This is a genomic window from Fictibacillus nanhaiensis, assembly GCF_019801215.1.
GTDB classification, from domain to species: domain Bacteria; phylum Bacillota; class Bacilli; order Bacillales; family Fictibacillaceae; genus Fictibacillus; species Fictibacillus nanhaiensis_C.
Map to the genome: position 1 here is coordinate 173,021 of NZ_JAHVJO010000003.1, position 19,643 is coordinate 192,663.

The window sequence follows — 19,643 nt, forward strand, 5'->3', positions numbered from 1 at the left end:
TCCTCTTATCTGATAATGAGGAATTTCCCTTAAGACGTTTCGGTAAAACGTAAATTTTCCTGCTGCTCCTTGTTTCCAAAAAGAATGAGTTCCAGCTCCTCCAAATTTTCTGCAAGCCATATCATTTCTTTTGCAAATCGCTTTGGTGGATCGCCTTGATGTTCCATCGTTACGGAGATCCACCACGTACTTTCGAGGTACCATAACAGTTTCATCGAAGAACATAATATTTTGAGCGATAATTCATTTGTATTGCTATATCCTTTTACAAATGCCTGTACAGCTTCCAAGTTTAAGGATTCTTCTTGTAAGCAGGTTGAGATCACCACTCTTGCGACATCTATAGCGGGGAAATCATAATTCATACGGTCAAAATCCAAAATCGCCGCTAATTCACATTCGAAAAACAGCAGATTATCTACCCATAAATCCCGATGAGACCATCCGCTAGGGAAGTTTATTATTTCAGATAAATTTAATTTTAGGGTAGCTTCTTTTTGTAGCTTCATGAATGGTTGAAGGTGGTATAGCCCTTTTTCTTCAGACTCCAATAATACACTGTCCCAGTAGTCTAGACGTTCTTCAATAGGTGGTATTTTAAACATCGTCTCAGACTTTGGCGGCAAGTTCCCATCGTTCAGCAGTTTATGGAGCTTTCCAACAGATTGCCCTAACGACTCCATCTGGTTAGAATGAGCTGACCCTGCTGTTATCAAGCTACCTTTCATAAAGCGCATCACCGTAAAATATTCACCTAGACTCGACTCATGCAAAAGGTTTCCGTTATGCTGCAGCAATTCTGGGCAAGGAATCCCATGTGAAAAAGCACGATTTTGGGTGTGAAGTGCTTTTCGAATTGTATTGAGGTCGTATTTTTTTAACCTCTCTCGATTGTATTGTTTTAATAAAAAAGTCCCTTCGTCTGTTTCGATTTTCCACTTTTCATTAAGCCAGCCTCGTTTAATTGGCGTAACTTTAGAAATGGTAAAACCAAATAATCCTTCTGCCTCACTTTTTAGATGTTCCCATAACGATTGTTCAATTAGCTCCGTTTTCAGGATACTCACTACTTTCTTATGATTTACTTCAGCTCCTGCCATTTTGACCATAAAGCTTCTGGTCTTTTCGTATATGTACCTGATTCGCGATCCATATATCCATTCACAATAAATTCTCTACGAATCGTACAGAAATCTTCATGATAGTTCTTAATAAATTCGTTCAAATGTGGCTCACTGTATGTTTTACCGTCCTCAAGCTGGCGAACCAAGTGTTCGAGAACAACTAACTTTTTCTTTTTTTGTGAAGGAATATTCTTCAACTTACCTTCTTTATTGAGAAAAGCATTCAACACACTTGTTTGATAGTTTTTAAGTTCTGTAGACATGATAAATGATCTCCTTTTAGCATTACTTTTTTCCAGCGTAAATCTACTCTATAGAGTTTCTGTTTTCTTCATACGTTCAAATTTTAAATATCGAGTCCCTTGAAAAGAAAGCGTGCCTCTGTCACCTTCCACCAACTGGCCATATTCTTGTGGGCTCACTTCAAATTCCATGCGATCACCGCTCTCCACTTCAAATGTTACATAATAATCGGTACGAGCTCGTGTATCATTTGCTCCACCTCTCACTTCCGTTCGCTTTGTTTTCACATCCGCTGAAACGGTTAATATTGGCTGATTGTTGTTATAGTTCCACTGGCTAATACCTTTAACAATTACAAATAAAAATAATCCAATTACAAGGACGAAGACTGCACCCATAAAAATTGGTCCAAACTCAAACAGCCAGTCTCCTCCGCCTAATCCAGGTTCTTGAAAATCGTTCATCGTTTAACCCCCCCATGTGAAAAATCTACCTTACAAGACGTCTCTTTTAACATATTATTACATACGGAGTTATAAAGACAGAAGTTTCAGTCTTTACGTTGGTGTGAAAGCTTGCTCTCAGATTTACTGACTAAAGCAGTCTTACGGTACGTGTTCTTTTTTTTATTACACAAATGCTCATAGAATTCCAATGTTCGCTCATAGACTTGGACTTCGACAGGAACAACCATCTTTTTCACTTATTTTATGGGTATTTTTATTCAATAGGTGTTTTTACAATCCACTACACTCTTTAAAGAACGAAAAAAAGCCGCCGAAGCGACTTTTTCTTCCTTTACTCTTAAACGGACACTCTATTTGCTCGTATATCGTGCAGGGCATTCTGTACTTTGCCATATTCTGATGCGTGTGGTCGGTCTTCACCATCGCCATATCCGTAATCTACCATTCTGTTGCGGTTTAAACATAGTTTTGTCAGTTCTGGCTTAAAGAAATCAAACAGCTTGAACCGGTCCTCCAAATGAGAAAATCTCTTTTGATACGCTTCAATAGCTTCTACCAAATGCGACCAAAAGGCTTTTTCTTCAATCAGTTTCTTCTTCACTAAAACGTTCGACATGTACCGGAGATGACAGATGAAAAGTCCAGTGAAAATAAACTGCGTTAACCCTTCAGGTGGCTCGCTGCGCAATACTTTACGCAACTCTTCCGTTACTCCTTCCAGTTCAGGGAAAGGCTGATCAGAGATGTTGACGTCATCCACATAATCCTTCACTGCTAATCTTTCAGGCTGATAGTCTTTCAATATGAGAATCGTGTTCTGACCATGTGGAGAGAAAACTGTTCCGTACTGATACAAAAAGTGCAGCAATGGCGGCATGACAACCGAAAAGAACTTCTTCACCCATTCATCTGCACTTAAGCCAGACTTTTCAATCAAACTTTGAACAAATGGTTTTCCATTCACATCTACATGATGAAGAGCAGCAAGGGTGATCGGCTGTTCCCCCTCTTTCAAATACGTATAGATGCTTTCACGCCATATGGTTCCGAGCATTTCTAAATATTGATACGGTGCTCCTTTTAACTTGCTGTAGTGGGGATGGTCCACGTTCATGCTTGCCACTTCACCCGGTAAAACCACCTGACACTCTTCTTTTAAAAAATGGTCCTGTTCAAAGATTCCTTTGATGTGTTCCGTAACTCGCGGAGCAATCACTGTACGTTCAGATGGAAGCCCGCGATAGACGAGAGTGTTTAAAATACTCATTGGAAGCTTCACATGAGCTTTCGTTTTGTTCGTTGTGTTCACAAACGTTCTGATCGACTGCTGGGGCAAGTAATGATCTGTTCCTTCTTCTAACGGAACAATTACCCCGTTCGCCAAATCTTCCGGAAAGTTTTGAATCAATACGTTCTTCCATTGCCATTCGTGAACAGGCATGAAGTAATAATCTAACGGCAGTTTTCCGTTTTCCCGTAAAATTTCATTAAACCGCTGAAGAAGTACACCATCAAGTTCTTTCAAAATCAGTTTTTCGTAGTGAAGCTCACTTACGGAATGAAACTGTGCACGGTCACGATGAACAGCAATCCAAAACAGCTTCGTCTCCTGCTGGTTTTCAGGGGCATATTTCATGTAATCGTCAAAGCCAAACCCAATACGTCCTTTGTTGTATGTAATCCAAGGGTGACCTGACATTTCTCCTTCTAATTCAGCATAATCGAGATCAGCCAGTTCATCAGAAGTCTTTTGATGATGGTTTAATGTGTTTGCATCAGCAATCAGCGTATGGTTTAACTCTTTAATTAAATGTCCTGCTGTTTCAGCTGACATCCCGATCAACGGCTGAATATCCGTTAAAAAGGTAATCGCACTTCTTGCCGGCTTCCACTTCTCCGACTCAAAAACTTCGATAGAATCTCTATCTACCTCATAGCTGTCAAAGAAACGTTTCTCTGCTGTAAACCGATATTTCCGCTTCTCATTTATCGTGAATACATATCCCTCTTCTGTTTTTTCTGGAGAAATCATGTCTTCATACATGTACTCTGCGAGCATTTTGGCAAGCAAGTTCTTATTCACAATCTCCCACGTATCACGCTGTAAAATAGCTTCTGTTTCATTTATATAAAGCATGCTTTTCCTCCTTTTGAAAGTGCAGTTTCCCTGCCTTTCTTTCGCTTGTGAACGTACTCCATAAGAAAACAACAAGGTGAAGAACAACAAACAGACTTGCATAGAAAAATACGTCTGAAATCGATTGGTTGCTCACGATGAATGATGCCGCAACAGGTGCAAGCAGCAAACCTACATTTTGAATCGCAGAGATTTTACTATAGTCGCCATGTGTATTTTGGCTTTTTTGAAAAAGAAAAACATCCAGTTTTGCCAAACACCAGGCAGCTCCTATTCCGAACAAACATCGGAACACGATCAAGCCCACCATTCCCGTTTCAATTCCTTGGAAAAAAAGGCCTGAAATCATCAGAATCGTCGCGAACACATAGCCGTTCCAGCCAATTTTTTCACTGTATCTTAAGATTAGAGGCAGACTAATGATGCTCATAAGACTTGGTATTAAGAACAACAGGCTGCTCATAATCTCACTCGTGTGGTACACATTTTCGGTGTACGTTGTAAAGAATGGCCGAATCATATTTACTGCTAAATGAATCGTTAACACCACGATGCCGAATTTCACAAAGTGCGGAAATAGACTCGAATCATGATTTACATTCTGCCGTGTATTACTTATCTTTTGTTTGTTCAACGTTTGTTTCAATAAAAAATAACTGCAAAGACCTAAGAAACATTCGATAAGACCGATCATCCAAAAGATCATAAGCGGATTCTCCATCTGTATTATCCAAGCCGATAAAACGGTCGCGGTTACGATGGCTCCCTGTAGAACGGCATGATAACTGGCTGCCGTACCTGTTGTTCTTCCTTCATTTTGTTCCATCATGATTGTGTACAATAAAAAGTAACTGCTCTTAAAAAGGAGCAACAGCATACTTGCCGTTAGAAACATCACAAACGTCTGTGAAATTGCCACTATAAAGCAGGAGAGCCCTGTTCCCCATTGACCGATCATCAGCAAAATGGAGCTGTTGTATTTTTTTGCGAGCATGCCCCATATTGGTGTGAAAATGACGACCACTAAACGGCATGTCATGATGTAAACCCCTGTTACATCGGGGTCCGTGATGCCGTACACCTTACGAAAGAATTGCGGATAGAACGGTGATAACAAAACTTCGGTGCACACAAACAGGAAGACACAGCATAAAAGAAAAAAGGTTAACGAACGCTTGCTAACTTCCATGAAGGTTCCGTCCCGAATGTCTGAAACACATTTTTATGGCTGACACAATAGATTTCTTCATCATAGAGCGTATTGACGATTACAGCATTTCGATATGCACCAAGACCTAAATCAGGAGCACCGACTCCGTGTGTGTGAAGCTCTCCATTTTGAATAAAGATGTGATTGTTTTCAAGACCTTTTGTTTGTAAACGATAATCCCGTTTGATCTGGTACCTGTTTTTCATATCCCACTGAATTTTGTCCTGCATGCTTATGAGGAAATGCGGAAGTGAAGGAGCATAGCCGGTACCTAAAATAACAACATCTGACTCTAGTTCAAACACATCTCCTGTAACATGCTGACGCAATGTAAGTATGTTACGATTTCCTTTATTTTCTAAATGAACGAGCTCTGTCATCGCCTGCAAATGAATCTCTGGTTTTACTTCACCCACCGTTTTTTCGTATAACAGATTATAAATATCAGCGATCGTATCCATGCTGATACCTTTATAGAGAAGATCTTGTTTTTGCAGGAGTTCATCTTTTTTGGATTGTGATAAATCATAAAAGAAATTCGTGTAATCAGGTGAAAAATACTCAAGACCTAGCTTCGAATACTCCATCGGGAAAAATCCGTTTGACCGTGTGAACCAGTTCAACGAATAACGGTCATTATCCTGAAGCTGGGCCAGGTCATAAAAAACCTCCGCCGCACTTTGGCCAGATCCAATTACAGTTATGCTCTTTGCCTGCATTAAATTTTTCTTGTGCTTCAAATACTGAGAAGAATGAATGACGTTACATCCTAACTTCTTTTCAAGATGAGACGGAACAGAAGGACTTGTTCCGATTCCAATGGCCAGGTGCTTTGTATAATACGCTTGTGTTTCTCCACTGTTTTCCGATTTCACCATTACTTCATACAAGTGACCATCACCATAATCTATAGGGACAATCTGTTCAACGCTCGTTCCAAAGCGGCAAGACTCGATCTGGCTTGCTGCCCATCGGCAATAGTGGTTGTATTCGGTCCGTGGAATATGAAAGTTTTCTAGAAAATAAAAGTGGTACAATCTGTTATGTTCCTGCAAATAGTTTAAAAAGGTGTACTTGCTCTTGACGTTTGCCATGCTGATTAAATCTGCAAAGAAGGGAACCTGCAAGGTTGTACCATCGATTAGCATTCCTTTATGCCAGTTAAACTCTGTTTTTTTCTCAAAAAACAGTGCCTCTTTTCCACCCGTTTCATCAAGCATTGCTGCGAGACCGAGATTAAATGGCCCGATGCCTACGCCGATGATGTCATACACTTTTTCATGTTGCGGCTGCTTTAAAGACATCACTCCATCTCCTTTCAAACGTTTCTCTATGGCAGAACATGAGCATACCTGTCTTATCTGGCAGCTTGATTGGTTTCACTTTTTCAAAACGGCATTTTTCAAACACGTGAATCATTTTTTCATTCATTATATCTGGTTCCGCAATCACTTTTTCAGTGCCCTTTGATAAGAACTGAAAATGAACCATTGCACGTAAAAGAGGCATTGCATAGCCTTGCCCTAAAAATGCTTCCTCCCCAATTAACAGATGAATTCCTTGATCCTTCGGGTGCGGGTCATAGCAATCTTCAACTACGTCACCCCTTACCCAATACGCTTCCCAATAGCTCATCGGAACACCATCGATCAATCCAAGATAAAGGGTCTGATGTTTATCTGCCAAAAAATGTTCCAGATGTGTTTTGTATTCTGTAAACGGCATATCAAGCTTCCAAAATGGAACCACATAAGATTGCTGCTGCCACTTGTGAAGAAGTTCGGCATCTCGCTCTAAGTCCACTTTTACAAAAGATAATGTCTTTTCGATCAATGAATCATAAAAACTAAATTCTGGCTTCATCAAGCGTCATCACCTTCTGCAATGGGTTAGGTATATTTCTGTACACAGATTGTGTTTCAAGTGATCCTACGAGCTCGTCCATGTCATGAAAACGTGTAAGCAAGTTTGCTTTACAAGGGAGTTCAGTTGAATCCAGCAAACTTCTTAAGAGCCCAGATTTACCTCCTGTTAAAGAGTCGTGATGGACTAACCGGTTTCGCAACATCTTCATAAGCTCTGCTTCTTCAATTAAACCTGCTGCTCCAAACCCGTTAATCAATCCAAACAGATGATTCATGAAAAAGTAATAACGAAATCGTTCGATTGCTACGGCATCACTGCAGATTGTCACACTTTTGCGGTTAAGGTCAGAAAGTTGCTTCACTAACAGGTCTGCTTTCGATTCGCTGTAATAATAGCCTTGGTTATCACGGTAAAAGAACGTGCTTGGATATCCGCCTTTTAGCTGTACTATTGAATTCTGCTGGTGTGCTTCAAGGGCAATTCCATATGTTTCATAAAGCCAAACCATCGGATCTAATGCGATAGACAAGTACTCTCCGAACCAATCTTTGCTTACTGCCTCAGTCGATCTGCTCTCTTTTTCTGCAATCTCGTGAATGAGCTCAGAGATACGCGAACGACCACCATATCCGTGATCTTGACATAATCCAGCTACTAAGCTCGCATTTTTATCATTTTGATAGAAAGGATTTTCTCGGATCACTACTTCAAAACCTGACGTTTCTTTATCAGTCGCTATATTTAAAAATGCAGGATCTTTAATCACTTGAAACGAAGGGAAAAATTCGTTAAGTTCTTGTCCGATTTGAGACTGCATGAGCCTGGAAACTTCCACGCCTCGATGAAGCTCTTTCTCCAGATTAACGCGAAGTGAATTTGTAATTTTTACCGGTACAGAAAACTTGAACATGTATTTGAAATCTTTGCTGTACACTGAACGCATGGAAGAAGTAGCCATGAACGGTTCGCCATAAGATCCAATGTAGCTGAGTTTCTCTTTTTTTATTAATTTTTTCACGTATTCATCTTCTAGAAGAACGGGTACTTGCAGTGGATGTACGGGTATGTACACGGATGAATCATCTTGTTTTATCGTTTGTAAAAATATCTTATCCATCTGAAGCAGATGTAAGGATATTTCCTCAGCCGTCAAAGAGTCAGCGGAATCTTGATCAACGATAGATCGATCGGCTTTAAAAAAATGAAGCTGAAACTCACCTTTCATCTCGGGAGAGTAGAGTGATTCTTGCTCATTCGTCATACCCTGCTTGCTTTTTGGAGTTGGATGAAGCAGATGTCCGAACAGAAGAGATTGCTCTGCCTCAATAAACGTAAATTCACTGTTATTTAGTTTATCTTCATCACTTTCTCGTTCTTCTAAATATCGCTTGATGTTCTGGCAGCTTAAGATCGTGCGCAGCATCAACTCATCTTCCGCATCTTCACGGTTTTGTTCGAGCAACAGCTCTTTTGAAAGCAAAGATATTAACGTGACATAGTCAAGAGATATCTGATGTTGACTCGTTTTATAAAAAATGGGAAAGTGGAACAAATGCCTTCCTGTCAGTGAATGATGTTTAACTGCTGCATAAATCGCTCCACCTTGACTGGTCAATGAAAGTTTTATCCATTTTTGAGGCGTTTCTCCACTCCATTCAATCTCTTCGTTCTCAATCTCAATAAAGTCTTGTGTTTCCCTAAGATAACAGTTTAAAAAGCTTTGCATACTCGCCTGTTCAGCTCTTAATTTATGTTTTGTCATTGGGTAATCCCCCTGTCTTCGTACTCTAAAGCAAATTGAGAAATGCTATGAAGAACATCTTCAATATCCACGATTGTTGTTCGTGGATTCAGCAACGTAAATTTTAAAAATACGTGGTCCCTCACTTTTGTCTTCGCAACAAGTGCTGTTCCTGTATGAATAATCCTCTTATAAATAAACGTGTTTCGTTCATTGTTGTCCTTCGTAGCACCTTTTACATAACGAAAAACAACCGCGTTCATCTCTGGGTTTTCGTTACACACTTCGAAATTTTCTTTTTGGCTGATGACACTTGCTGCTTGGCTTGCAAGGTGCAATGTATAATCAATCATATTGCCAAAATTCTTTTCACCGATAATTCGAAGGGACATATACAGCTTTAACGCATCAAACCGTCTCGTAGTTTGTACCGATTTATTTACTAAATGAACAAGACCGTCTTCTTCATCGTTCTCTGGGTTTAAGTAATCGGCATGGTGTGCTAGATATCTGAAGCTCGTTTTGTTTTTAACAAAAAAAGCACCACAGCTGATGGGCTGGTAGAACTGCTTGTGAAAATCGATAGTGACAGAATCTGCTTGTTCAATACGTGAAAGTTTGTCAACATGCGTATCGCTCAGCATTAATGCTCCCCCATACGCAGCATCTACATGCAGCCATAAATCGTGTTCCTCAGCAACAACCGCGATGTCCGCGATTGGGTCGATGCTTCCAAAATCAGTTGTACCAGCCGTTGCGACGATACACATCGGCAGAAGTCCGCCTGCTTCTAGTCGCTCTATTTCTTTCTTTAAATCAATTGTATTCATTTTCTTATTATCATCTGTACGAATGGTTACAACAGCCTGTTCACCAAGACCTAACTGGTAAGCTGATTTTTTTACAGTGAAATGAGCATCTTCAGAACAAAGAATGCGCATCTTATATGATTCCTGGGGAAGCCCCTGTTTCTTCACGTTCCAGTTCAAGTGCTTATCGCAGTACCGGTCACGCGCTAATAGCAGCCCCATATAGTTGGATTGCGTCCCGCCACTTGTAAATGTTCCATCAGCTGTGTCTGGCAGTTTTAGTTTTTGGCTAACCCACTCCAACATTCTTTCCTCTAAGTAGGTAGCAGCGGAACTTTGATCCCATGAATCCATCGATTGGTTTAGTGCTGCAATAATAAGCTCAGCTGCAATTGCCGGAATTACTGGCGGACAATGCAAATGTCCGATACTCGTTGGGTGCGTAACATGGATGCTATTGTGAACGATGGCTTGCAAAATATCATCCAGCACTTTGTATGTGTCTTCTCCATGAGGAGACGAAAGCGATAATGCGTTTACCTCGGTCTCAATTTCCTGTGGCAGTTTTCCGTTAAAAGCGTTGCCGTTATTTTTATAAAATTGGCTTAGCAATTGTTGTGTTTGTAACAAGATCTGTTGAAAGCTTTGAGTTCCTGCATCACTTTCGTTAAGAAAAAAACGATCAAAGTCCGTTGTGTTCATATAGCACCTCTATTTGAGTGCGGCTCTAACCGCATCTTTAAAAATAGCAATCACATCATCAAGCTGCTTCTCCGTTATGATAAGAGGTGGTAAAAATCTGATGACACTCCCATGTCTGCCACCCACTTCTAAAATCAAGCCTCTGTTAAAGCACTCCCTCTGTATACGGCTTGCAAGTTCTGGATGAGCTGCATACGTCCCTTTTAATCCTGACGGAATACGCGGATTTACGATTTCTGCTCCTACCATCAAGCCTCTGCCGCGAACATCACCAATTTCAGGAACTTCATTTTGAAGAATAGAAAGCTCTAGCATTAATTTTTCGCCAAGCTCTGCTGCATGTTTTGATAGTTGATTTTCTTTTATATAACGAAGCGTTGCCGTCCCTGCTGCCATTGCCATTTGGTTGCCCCGGAACGTTCCGATGTGCGCGCCCGGTCCCCATTTATCGAGCTCTCGGTCATAAATGACAACCGATAACGGCAAGCTTCCACCAATTGCTTTTGATAAAACGACCACATCCGGAATGATATCAGCATGCTGAAAAGCAAAAAGCTCACCGGTTCGGCCGATTCCAGTTTGAACCTCATCAATAATCAATGGAATGTTGCGCTCTTTTGTAATGCGGCGGATCTCTCGTAACCACTCAACTGGAGCAGGTATCGAACCGCCTTCGCCTTGAACGACTTCTAGAATCATCGCTGCAGGTGGTAAAATACCGCTTTCTGGATCATATAAAAGATTTTCAATATATTTAGCGCTAATTTTGTGCGTCTCTTCTCCACCGACTCCAAACGGACAGCGGTACGCATATGGATAAGGCATAAAATGAACATCTGGCATTAGACCTTGTACGTTCATCTTTGGTCCTAAATTTCCAGATAGAGCCATTGTCCCGTGCGTTGCTCCGTGATACCCTCCTTGGAAGGATAGGATGCTTCTTCTTCCCGTTGCCGTTTTTACAAGTTTGATCGCAGCTTCAATTGCATCTCCGCCAGTTGGACCACAAAATTGAATTTTGGCACGTTTCGCAAACGCTTCTGGTAAACTATCAAACACTTCACTCACGAATTCTTCCTTTACAGGTGTTGTTAAATCTAATGTATGTAATGGCCGCTTGTCATGAAGCACTTTTTCAATCGCATCAATTACAACCGGATGGTTATGACCGAGTGCAAGTGTCCCAGCTCCGGCAAGACAATCGATGTATTTGTTTCTATTCGCATCTTTTACATAAATGCCCTCTGCTTCTTCAATGGCAATCGGAATTCTTCTCGGATATGATCTTGCGTTGGATTCTCGTTTTTCCTGTTGTTTAAGATAATGTTCGTTCATTTCTATTTGTAGAGTGCTCATGTTTGCTCCTCCTTAAAATGGGTTGTTTTTTCACTGAAAATGATTCTCATTATTAATTACATGTATAACCTTAATTGATAATGATTATCATCGTCAATGAGAGTTTATCCCTAACTTCCTTCCAATTATATTCTTTGCTGGATGTAGCGAGTAGGTATAAAGTCCCTTAATTAACAAACAAAAAAAGCCGCCAGCCGGCGACTTTTCATTTATTCAAATGATAGTTTAATAGAGACTTTGTTTAGTTGAGCTTTCAACTCACATCTTCCCCCAATCGGAAATGTAAAAATAGGTGTAGTATGACCAAAATTAGCGTTTACGACAACAGGAAGGTTTCTTAGTTCCTCTTTTGTTTCAATAACATAACGCAGCTCTTCTTCTGTAATGTTTGAGCCTTTTTCAAATCTTCCGATGACAATTCCTTTTACACCGCTAAATGAAGGCTGGTGGATTAAAGACTGCAGATCCCTATCGAACGTGCGAGCATTCACCTCTGAGTCATCTTCTAAAAATAAAATCGTATTCTCCAGACTTGGCATAAACGCTGTCCCTTGCAACAAGTTGAGTGTGCTTAGGTTGCCGCCAATAATAGTGCCTGAAGCACTTCCCTCCTGAAAAACTCCATACCCCTCATTCTCAATAAACGCACGATTGTCTTGATCGATATACCAGCTATCATTGCTCCAATGAAGGGAAGGTTTCAAGTCTGCCTCTTCCTCACTCATCAATACTTTTTGAAGATACTCTAACGTATAGTCCAATCCTTTTTTCATACCTAATGAAGAGAATGCTGGACCTGAATAGGTTACGAGTCCCGTTTTTGTAAAAATGGCATTCTGGAGAGCAGTAATGTCAGAATAACCGCAAAATACCTTTGGGTTTTTCCGAATCAAGTCATAGTCTATATATTTCAACAGCTGGTTGGAAGTAAAGCCGCCAATTGTTGTGAATATCCCTTTTACATTCGAATCAAGAAAAGCCTCATGCAAGTCTTCTATACGCTTTTCAATAGGAGCAGTCATTAACACACTGGATTCCATAATATTTTTACCGAATGTTACTCGTAAACCTAGTTTCTCAAAATTTCTGATCGCTTCCCTTACAATATCCTCTGAAATAATCTGATGCGTCGTTGATGGAGCGATAATCCTGATTTCATCGCCTCTCTGCAGTCGTTCTGGTACAGTTTTGTTCATTATGTATCATCCTTTTTTAAATGAAAAATAATAGTAGTACGAAGATTTCCTAGCATTCTCCTTACACCCTGACCGTGTAAAAAGCTTCTGCATCGCCTTGTTCGACTCATGAGTAGAACCTATGTAATAGCTTGCGCCCATCTTTTTTAATAGATAGAGAGAATCGTTATGAAGCTTTGAAGCATACCCTTTTCCCCTCTCTTCTGGCAGCAACCCAAAATAGAACAAACGGCCTTCATCCTCTGTCCCAGGTTCGATATGAGGGATACATACCGCGATAGGACGGTTTTGCATATAAAATACACCACAGTTGTGTTTCCAATGAGATCCTAGCTCATTCTTAACGGAACTTAAATGCCCTTCCATCGATATCGTCGAACGCTTGTTTAGTGAGTTTTGCATCACCCTTTCCCATAAGCCCTTAAACTCTTTTTCGGTAAACTTACCATCCTTTAAAGTATAGTAAGAAAAATCGGGATGAAACTCAAACTCCTCAGATAGATTCTTCACGTATTCTATTGAGTTAGAATGATGCTTAAAACCACACTCTTCTAGATACCTGGCCAAACTGGATTGTGTGTTCGTTTCATTGCGTAAATGAACACCCACTCGGTTAAGATGTTTTTGCGATCCGATCGTTAGCAACTTCTCCACAATCTCAGAAAAAAGCTCATTTTCAACCGAATGCTTCTGTTCCAACCCAAGATACTCGGGCATGCCGTTTAATAAGTAAAAAAAGGGGGCTATTAACAATTCTAATCTTTCTTTATCATGCATACGATTTCCACTCAACTCTCTTTTTCATTTCTTCCCAGCATTTTTCTCCATCCATTTCTACAAAAATGATCGAATTCCTTTACTATAAATAACTTGCAACTTCTCTCCACAAAAAAACGACCAGCAACCGCTGATCGTTTTACATTCATTATTCTTTAACGTTTTTCTAATACATCCACCATGCGAATGGCTACACTTCTGCTCGACTGAGGGTTTTGACCCGTAACCAGATTGCCGTCTGTTACGGCAAAATCTTCCCATTTTCCTGCTCTTTGGAATTCTGCTCCAAGTTCCCGCAATTTCGTTTCAAGCAAGAAAGGGACTTCTTTCGTCAGCTGCATCTCTTCTTCCTCTTCATCCGTAAAAGCTGTTACTGTTTTTCCTTTTACGATAGAGGTACCATCTTTCAGCGTGGCAGTTGTTAGTCCTGCTGGTCCGTGACATACACTTCCAATGACTTTGTTTGTCTGCGCCATCTGACTTACCACTTCTTTTAACGCTTCGCTTTTCGGAAAATCAAATACCGTTCCATGACCTCCTGGTAAATAGATCGCGTCATAGCTCACCGCATCGTCACGGCTAAGTTCAGCGGTATCCTCAAGCAAGGACAATGCTTCTTTATATTGTTCCCGATCAACACCTTCTACGCTATTCGGATCCAGAGGGATACTTCCTCCTTTAATACTTTTCACCGTAATGTCATACCCTTTATCACGGAATTCGTTAAATGGAACGGCAAACTCTTCAAGCCACAACCCTGTTTTATTATTACCGATATTCTGATGATTCGTTACGACAATCAATATGCGTTTTGACATGCTAGCACTTCCTTTCTGTCATCTACGTTTATCATTTTTCCCGATTTCTTATTTTTAAAACAAAAGGCTTGCATGCTGTTTTCGTGAGCGAGCACACAAACAAGCAGTCTCTCCAAAAGAAAAGACTGCTTCACTCTACTCAAACTGCTTATAAAATTCGGGATCGTCAGGATCAGCGCCGTTCCGCTTATCTTGGTTCAGAGCCGAAATCCGTGACATGTCTTCGGCCGTTAACTCAAAATCAAAAATATGACCATTCTCTTCTATGCGGTGTTTCGTTACGGATTTTGGTATCGTAACAACACCATTTTGGATATCCCATCGTAAAATAATCTGGGCTACTGATTTGTTATGCTTTTTAGCAAGTTCAACTAAAGTAGGCTCTTCAAATATCTCTCCTTTTAAAAGAGGACGCCATGCTTCAACCTGAATCCCTTGTTCTTTGCAATACGTGATTAACTCTTCCTGTGTAAGACGAGGATGATATTCCACCTGGTTCACCATTGGTTTTATTTGTGCTTCAGCGATTAAATCCTCAAGATGATGCTGTTTAAAATTACTTACACCAATGGCTTTCGCTTTGCCATCGTAATAAATTTTTTCCAATGCTCTCCACGTCTCTTTATACTTTCCAGGAACTGGCCAATGCACGAGATAAAGGTCAACATATTCAAGACCCAATCTTTCTAAGCTTGCATCGAATGCTGCTAGCGTTTTTTCATATCCTTGATCCGTATTCCAGACCTTTGTTGTTATGAATAGGTCTTCTCTTGGCACATTTGTTTCACGGATGGCTTGACCAACACCCGCTTCATTATCATATAGACTTGCTGTATCGATGCTTCTATAGCCTGCATCAAGTGCCCACTTAATCGACTGGATCACTTCATCTCCGTCTTCCGCTTTATAGACACCAAGACCAAGCCAAGGCATATGGACACCGTTATGTAGAACCGCACGATCATGTATGCTGCTTACCATCTTGAATCACTCCTTCGTCTATTATGGTGTAGTGAATAGGTACACTGTACATATAAAAATGAATTACATCACTGAATGTTCCCCTATTTTAATCATTTGTAATCCAGAACGATAAACGGAACTAAACGTTTCATGATTAAAAATCTGATTAATCAGATCAGCCCATTTAATCGCGCAAGCAATAATCCGTGGGCTAGTTCGCTATCTTTCCAAATGCCTTGTTTAATGTTTTGAAACGCTCTCTCAACTGGGATATGAAAAGCTTGAATAGATGCTTCCTTCTTCTCCAACATTGGTGATCTGTATTCGACAATATCTTTTGTAAAATAGACATGTGTGATTGTATTGCTAAGGCACGCACTAGGTTGGATGCTGCCTAAGAAAACAGCCTCTCCACAAACAATACCGGTTTCTTCAAGCAGCTCTCTTTTCGCTGCTTTTTCTGGATATTCGTTACGGTTCAATCCACCGCCTGGAAGCTGGATAATCACTTCGTCAACGGCAGGTCTGTACTGACTAACTAATATTAAACGGTCATTTTCAAGAGCAACCATTATAGCAGCTTCATGTGGCATCTCTTTTAATGTGATTTTTCCAAACTCATCTTCGAATACCTCTATTTCTCTATCTCTGCTCTTATAAACAAGTTCCATTATCTAAAAGTCCCCTGCCTTTATCATGGTTTACTCTTAACATTATCCAAACATGGAAACTTTTACAACTTATAAGATTAAGAAGTTTCCCAAAGAAATGATGTCTGTATTGTGAAAATAACCATTAATCGATACACTACAAATAAGTCATGAGGAAACTTTATGAAGACTCAGGCGTACTTACATATATATAAAGACAAAGGAGTTTTCATCTATGAAAAAGAAAGCGGGAATTGTTTTAATCGTACTCTCTTTTGTTTTATGGATCTTTATCCCCATCGTTCCCTTTCTATCATTAAGCACCGGAATGAAGACGGCTATCGTAAGCGGATTGTTCATCGCAGGAGAGGTTACTTTCTGGCTCGGAGCACTTTTAGCTGGTAAAGACATTGTGAAGAAGTTTATTCAAAAGTACTTGCGTAAAAAAGAAAAAAGTAATGATGATGTTTCATAACATCGTCTAGGAGGATTAGAATGAAAAGGCGATTAACTGGGATGCTTTTTTTATTGTTTTTGTTTGGCTGCTCTTCTGTTTCACCTGAACTTGAGAACTTAATGAAGGAACAGCCAACCATCGAGAAAGAGATGAAAACACTGCCTGATACAGAACTCTCTCAAATAAAACTGCCAAGCTACTTGCCTTTTCAGCCTGACACCATTTCTTCTTCTGTTGAAAAGGATGCTGGCTTCCGGCCCCAGTTCACAGAAGTGACTTACCAAAAGAAGGGTAATGCCATTTTGCACATTACGACCTATTTTAATAAAGTGGAGAAAATTGATCCGGATATGCCTACGACAGTCAAATTAAAAGATGGAACTCTTGCCGATATGAGAAGAAACAGTGTAAATACAAAGGAAATGGTTTGGTCCAACAACGAGCAAAAAATAACCTATAAAATTACACTGGCTGTTATTCCTAAAACGAACAATCCTTGGACAAAAGAAGATCTATTGAAGATGGCAGAGTCTATGAAATAGGAGACATCTACATGGAAGGTATACTTATCGGTTTCATATATACATTTTTAATCTCGCTTTCGTTTGAAACGGTTTTTAGCAGGATTCTTAGGCAAGGAAATAAACATCCAGGTAAAAAGATTATCGTTCTTGCCATCCAAAGCTTTGTCATCACTTGGATGTTGTTTCAGATGTACACCTAGTGCCCAGGCAGGATAAAACCCATGCCTGATTATTTAAAACTCAATTTTTTTACAAGAATACAGCAGCATTGTTATTTATCTTTTTTATGATTTTTGGAATTTCAGCCAGTCCTTCAATGATGTAATCTGCTTCAACATCCCAATTACGAACTGCACTCTTCCAAATTGCGGTCATCCCCGCTTGTTTAGATCCGCATATATCATGAAGTGCATGATCTCCAACATATACACTCTCATTCGGTGAAATTTGAAGCTGCTCTAACGCTCTAGCGAAAATTTGCGGATTCGGTTTTTTGATACCTTCACACTCTGAAACTAATATGACATCAAAATAATGTTCAATACATAACGCTTTGATGTTATTCCTTTGAAATTGTCCATACCCATTCGTGATTATGCCTAATTTAATCGATTGTTGTTTCAGCTGTTCCAGCATACTTTTTAGATGGTCAAAAGGGATGCAAGCATGTTTAAAGTTATCTATGTAGTCTTGAAGCAGCATCTCCCAAGTAATTTCCTTTATTTGAAACTCATCCACTAACTGTTTGTACACTTTATCTTTCCAAACATAACCCTGACAATCAAGCTCTATGAATCTATTTATAAAAGTATCTTTTGGAATAGCATTAACCCACTGATTCAATCGTTCATATTGGTACGCTATAAATTTCTTTACAGATTCCTCTCGATCAAGCATTGTTCCGTCAAGGTCAAATAAAACGGCTTTTATCACAAGTAACATCCCTTCTTTTTACTTAATCGTTTAAAATGGTATAAATTAGTGATTCGTACAAGCAGTCCAACTCCCTTTTCATATAGTAGAATAGGGGGGTGATTATATTGAGAAATCATAACAATGGTGTAGACCCAAGAAGTCTGCGTGCTTTGCGAGAACTGCGTGGAAAAGCTCGGCAGAATGGAGAAGTGCTTGGGGCTAGTTCAGGTTCTAATGATAATTCCAGCGGCATGGATCCAGATAACATTGTACAAGCTCTTCGCTCTCTAGGTTCAACAATGCCCGAAGAATTAGATGCCGCTGCTTTAAAAAAGAAGAAAAAGAAGAAGAAAAAGAAGAAATCACGATGGTCAAACAATAGTAATTCCGATGACTGTTTTGTAGATTCTGATTAATGGTATAGTTGTTTAAAAAAGCCCCTCTTCGAAAGGGGCTTTTCCTATTATTTTGACACTTTCAATCTCTCTTCTGCATTTTGTTTCAAATAGGTTAATGTTGCAGCTCCTAATACGTTAGCAGCAACCAATAATGCATCCTCATTGATCTTAAACTTTGGATGGTGATGCGGGTAAGTTTCATCCCACAGAGCATCCTCAGCTCCAGTAAAGAAGAATGTTCCAGGAACATTTTGCAGATAGTAGGCATAATCCTCTCCACCCATCTGTGCTTCGATTTCTTCTAGCTCTAAAACGCCAGGTACATTCCTTGCCACTTCTACAACAAAATCAGTGTCTTCTTTATGGTTCACTACGGTCGGATAGCCTCTCTTATAAACATATTCATATGTAGCATCTGCAGCAAGACACGTTCCTTTAGCGACACGATCAATCTCCTGTTCGATTGCTCCACGCACATCTTCTTTAAATGTTCTTACTGTTCCAGTCAATTTGGCAGTATCCGCAATCACGTTAAAAGCGTTCTTGGCTTCGAATGCGCCAACTGAAACTACTGCTGCATCTAATGGATTTACTCGCCGGCTCACGATCTGCTGCAGATTAGAAACAAGCTGAGCACCAATCACGATACTGTCCTTCGTTTTATGCGGCTGTGCACCATGTCCACCTTTTCCCTGCACTTTTATAGAAAAAGAATCCGCTGCAGCCATGACAGGGCCTGTTCGGTATCCGATCGTTCCCGTTGGCATGGTTGCCCAAAGATGCGTGCCATAAATAACATCCACACCATCAAGGCATCCGTCTTCAATCATTGGAAGCGCCCCTCCTGGTGCAAGTTCTTCAGCATGCTGGTGAATAAATACAACATTCCCTTCAAGCTCATCCTTCATTTCAGTTAAAACTTTTGCCAAAACAAGAAGTGTTGCTGTATGACCATCATGCCCGCAAGCATGCATTACACCCGCTACTTGGGACTTAAAAGGCAATTCTGTCTCTTCATGGATCGGAAGTGCATCAAAATCTGCACGCAAGGCAACGGTCTTACCTGGTTTACCCCCTTTAAGGGTTGCAACAACTCCTCTTCCGCCAACTTTTGTTCTAACATCTAATCCTAGTTTTTCATGATAAGTTGCAATGTAAGCAGGCGTCTTTACTTCTTCAAATGACAGTTCAGGATTTTGGTGAAGATATCTGCGGATCTCTATCATTTCATCTTGATAGCTTGCTAAACGATTAAATAACTGTTCCATACACATTCACTCCTTATTCAAT

At 40.1% G+C, this 19,643-nt stretch carries 21 protein-coding genes; 4 read left to right on the plus strand and 17 right to left on the minus strand.

Annotated features, from left to right (window positions below; genetic code table 11):
• Positions 1–29: 29 nt before the first annotated feature.
• From KUV80_RS13850 to KUV80_RS13920, 15 genes are all read right to left on the minus strand, one after another.
• Positions 30–1,109 carry a phosphotransferase gene (locus tag KUV80_RS13850; protein ID WP_222463335.1) on the minus strand — a complete coding sequence of 360 codons (1,080 nt, stop codon included), beginning with the start codon at positions 1,107–1,109 and terminating at the stop codon, positions 30–32.
• Positions 1,082–1,390, minus strand: coding sequence for a DUF2087 domain-containing protein (locus KUV80_RS13855; protein ID WP_222463667.1), 309 nt, complete (start codon positions 1,388–1,390; stop codon positions 1,082–1,084). The genes KUV80_RS13850 and KUV80_RS13855 overlap by 28 nt, the downstream gene beginning before the upstream one ends.
• 45 nt (positions 1,391–1,435) lie before the next feature.
• Complete coding sequence (locus KUV80_RS13860) at positions 1,436–1,831, minus strand: DUF2500 domain-containing protein (protein WP_222463336.1); 396 nt, start codon at positions 1,829–1,831, stop codon at positions 1,436–1,438.
• Between the two features lie 340 nt (positions 1,832–2,171).
• Positions 2,172–3,971 carry an IucA/IucC family protein gene (locus KUV80_RS13865; RefSeq protein WP_222463337.1) on the minus strand — a complete coding sequence of 600 codons (1,800 nt, stop codon included), beginning with the start codon at positions 3,969–3,971 and terminating at the stop codon, positions 2,172–2,174.
• On the minus strand, positions 3,955–5,160 hold the full coding sequence (locus tag KUV80_RS13870) for an MFS transporter (protein WP_222463338.1): 1,206 nt from the start codon (positions 5,158–5,160) through the stop codon (positions 3,955–3,957). Before KUV80_RS13870 ends, KUV80_RS13865 begins: the two co-directional genes overlap by 17 nt.
• Complete coding sequence (locus KUV80_RS13875; RefSeq protein WP_222463339.1) at positions 5,136–6,485, minus strand: lysine N(6)-hydroxylase/L-ornithine N(5)-oxygenase family protein; 1,350 nt, start codon at positions 6,483–6,485, stop codon at positions 5,136–5,138. The genes KUV80_RS13870 and KUV80_RS13875 overlap by 25 nt, the downstream gene beginning before the upstream one ends.
• The gene (locus tag KUV80_RS13880; protein ID WP_222463668.1) at positions 6,460–7,011 is read right to left on the minus strand and encodes a GNAT family N-acetyltransferase; all 552 of its coding nucleotides are present in this window, start codon (positions 7,009–7,011) and stop codon (positions 6,460–6,462) included. Before KUV80_RS13880 ends, KUV80_RS13875 begins: the two co-directional genes overlap by 26 nt.
• 16 nt (positions 7,012–7,027) lie before the next feature.
• Entirely contained in the window at positions 7,028–8,809 is a 1,782-nt protein-coding gene (locus KUV80_RS13885) for an IucA/IucC family protein (RefSeq protein ID WP_222463340.1), read from the minus strand.
• Entirely contained in the window at positions 8,806–10,299 is a 1,494-nt protein-coding gene (locus KUV80_RS13890) for a pyridoxal phosphate-dependent decarboxylase family protein (RefSeq protein WP_222463341.1), read from the minus strand. Before KUV80_RS13890 ends, KUV80_RS13885 begins: the two co-directional genes overlap by 4 nt.
• 9 nt (positions 10,300–10,308) lie before the next feature.
• Positions 10,309–11,655 carry an aspartate aminotransferase family protein gene (locus KUV80_RS13895; protein WP_222463342.1) on the minus strand — a complete coding sequence of 449 codons (1,347 nt, stop codon included), beginning with the start codon at positions 11,653–11,655 and terminating at the stop codon, positions 10,309–10,311.
• Between the two features lie 209 nt (positions 11,656–11,864).
• A complete protein-coding gene (locus KUV80_RS13900) occupies positions 11,865–12,851 on the minus strand; it encodes a S66 family peptidase (protein WP_222463343.1) in 987 nt (328 codons plus the stop codon).
• A 6-nt stretch (positions 12,852–12,857) separates the two neighbouring features.
• Positions 12,858–13,628 carry a GNAT family N-acetyltransferase gene (locus KUV80_RS13905; RefSeq protein ID WP_222463344.1) on the minus strand — a complete coding sequence of 257 codons (771 nt, stop codon included), beginning with the start codon at positions 13,626–13,628 and terminating at the stop codon, positions 12,858–12,860.
• Between the two features lie 155 nt (positions 13,629–13,783).
• Entirely contained in the window at positions 13,784–14,446 is a 663-nt protein-coding gene (locus KUV80_RS13910; protein WP_222463345.1) for a type 1 glutamine amidotransferase domain-containing protein, read from the minus strand.
• A gap of 135 nt (positions 14,447–14,581) precedes the next feature.
• On the minus strand, positions 14,582–15,427 hold the full coding sequence (locus KUV80_RS13915; protein ID WP_222463346.1) for an aldo/keto reductase: 846 nt from the start codon (positions 15,425–15,427) through the stop codon (positions 14,582–14,584).
• A gap of 152 nt (positions 15,428–15,579) precedes the next feature.
• On the minus strand, positions 15,580–16,080 hold the full coding sequence (locus KUV80_RS13920) for an NUDIX hydrolase (protein ID WP_222463347.1): 501 nt from the start codon (positions 16,078–16,080) through the stop codon (positions 15,580–15,582).
• Between the two features lie 214 nt (positions 16,081–16,294).
• Between KUV80_RS13920 and KUV80_RS13925 the strand changes: the two genes are divergently transcribed.
• Genes KUV80_RS13925 through KUV80_RS13935 form a run of 3 tightly spaced genes read left to right on the plus strand, consistent with a single transcriptional unit; the run spans position 16,295 to position 17,240 of the window.
• Positions 16,295–16,534 (plus strand): transporter suffix domain-containing protein, encoded by a 240-nt coding sequence (locus KUV80_RS13925; protein WP_222463348.1) that lies wholly within the window; start codon positions 16,295–16,297, stop codon positions 16,532–16,534.
• Positions 16,535–16,554: 20 nt separating this feature from the next.
• Positions 16,555–17,058, plus strand: a complete 504-nt coding sequence (locus tag KUV80_RS13930) for a hypothetical protein (RefSeq protein WP_222463349.1) — start codon at positions 16,555–16,557, stop codon at positions 17,056–17,058.
• Between the two features lie 11 nt (positions 17,059–17,069).
• Positions 17,070–17,240 carry a hypothetical protein gene (locus KUV80_RS13935; protein ID WP_222463350.1) on the plus strand — a complete coding sequence of 57 codons (171 nt, stop codon included), beginning with the start codon at positions 17,070–17,072 and terminating at the stop codon, positions 17,238–17,240.
• A gap of 49 nt (positions 17,241–17,289) precedes the next feature.
• Here KUV80_RS13935 and KUV80_RS13940 read toward each other — a convergent pair whose 3' ends face one another.
• Positions 17,290–17,973, minus strand: coding sequence for an HAD family hydrolase (locus tag KUV80_RS13940; RefSeq protein ID WP_222463351.1), 684 nt, complete (start codon positions 17,971–17,973; stop codon positions 17,290–17,292).
• A 107-nt stretch (positions 17,974–18,080) separates the two neighbouring features.
• On the opposite strand from KUV80_RS13940, the gene KUV80_RS13945 reads away from it, so the two are divergent.
• The gene (locus KUV80_RS13945) at positions 18,081–18,371 is read left to right on the plus strand and encodes a hypothetical protein (RefSeq protein WP_222463352.1); all 291 of its coding nucleotides are present in this window, start codon (positions 18,081–18,083) and stop codon (positions 18,369–18,371) included.
• A gap of 47 nt (positions 18,372–18,418) precedes the next feature.
• Here KUV80_RS13945 and KUV80_RS13950 read toward each other — a convergent pair whose 3' ends face one another.
• Entirely contained in the window at positions 18,419–19,621 is a 1,203-nt protein-coding gene (locus KUV80_RS13950) for a M20 family metallopeptidase (protein WP_222463353.1), read from the minus strand.
• Positions 19,622–19,643: the final 22 nt, after the last annotated feature.

Bases quoted from the DNA above. Each gene is read 5' to 3' on its own strand.
- KUV80_RS13850 (WP_222463335.1), bottom strand. From the start codon at position 1,109: ATGGTCAAAATGGCAGGAGCTGAAGTAAATCATAAGAAAGTAGTGAGT.
- KUV80_RS13860 (WP_222463336.1), bottom strand. From the start codon at position 1,831: ATGAACGATTTTCAAGAACCTGGATTAGGCGGAGGAGACTGGCTGTTT.
- KUV80_RS13865 (WP_222463337.1), bottom strand. From the start codon at position 3,971: ATGCTTTATATAAATGAAACAGAAGCTATTTTACAGCGTGATACGTGG.
- KUV80_RS13870 (WP_222463338.1), bottom strand. From the start codon at position 5,160: ATGGAAGTTAGCAAGCGTTCGTTAACCTTTTTTCTTTTATGCTGTGTC.
- KUV80_RS13875 (WP_222463339.1), bottom strand. From the start codon at position 6,485: ATGTCTTTAAAGCAGCCGCAACATGAAAAAGTGTATGACATCATCGGC.
- KUV80_RS13885 (WP_222463340.1), bottom strand. From the start codon at position 8,809: ATGACAAAACATAAATTAAGAGCTGAACAGGCGAGTATGCAAAGCTTT.
- KUV80_RS13890 (WP_222463341.1), bottom strand. From the start codon at position 10,299: ATGAACACAACGGACTTTGATCGTTTTTTTCTTAACGAAAGTGATGCA.
- KUV80_RS13895 (WP_222463342.1), bottom strand. From the start codon at position 11,655: ATGAGCACTCTACAAATAGAAATGAACGAACATTATCTTAAACAACAG.
- KUV80_RS13900 (WP_222463343.1), bottom strand. From the start codon at position 12,851: ATGAACAAAACTGTACCAGAACGACTGCAGAGAGGCGATGAAATCAGG.
- KUV80_RS13905 (WP_222463344.1), bottom strand. From the start codon at position 13,628: ATGCATGATAAAGAAAGATTAGAATTGTTAATAGCCCCCTTTTTTTAC.
- KUV80_RS13910 (WP_222463345.1), bottom strand. From the start codon at position 14,446: ATGTCAAAACGCATATTGATTGTCGTAACGAATCATCAGAATATCGGT.
- KUV80_RS13915 (WP_222463346.1), bottom strand. From the start codon at position 15,427: ATGGTAAGCAGCATACATGATCGTGCGGTTCTACATAACGGTGTCCAT.
- KUV80_RS13920 (WP_222463347.1), bottom strand. From the start codon at position 16,080: ATGGAACTTGTTTATAAGAGCAGAGATAGAGAAATAGAGGTATTCGAA.
- KUV80_RS13925 (WP_222463348.1), top strand. From the start codon at position 16,295: ATGAAAAAGAAAGCGGGAATTGTTTTAATCGTACTCTCTTTTGTTTTA.
- KUV80_RS13930 (WP_222463349.1), top strand. From the start codon at position 16,555: ATGAAAAGGCGATTAACTGGGATGCTTTTTTTATTGTTTTTGTTTGGC.
- KUV80_RS13935 (WP_222463350.1), top strand. From the start codon at position 17,070: ATGGAAGGTATACTTATCGGTTTCATATATACATTTTTAATCTCGCTT.
- KUV80_RS13950 (WP_222463353.1), bottom strand. From the start codon at position 19,621: ATGGAACAGTTATTTAATCGTTTAGCAAGCTATCAAGATGAAATGATA.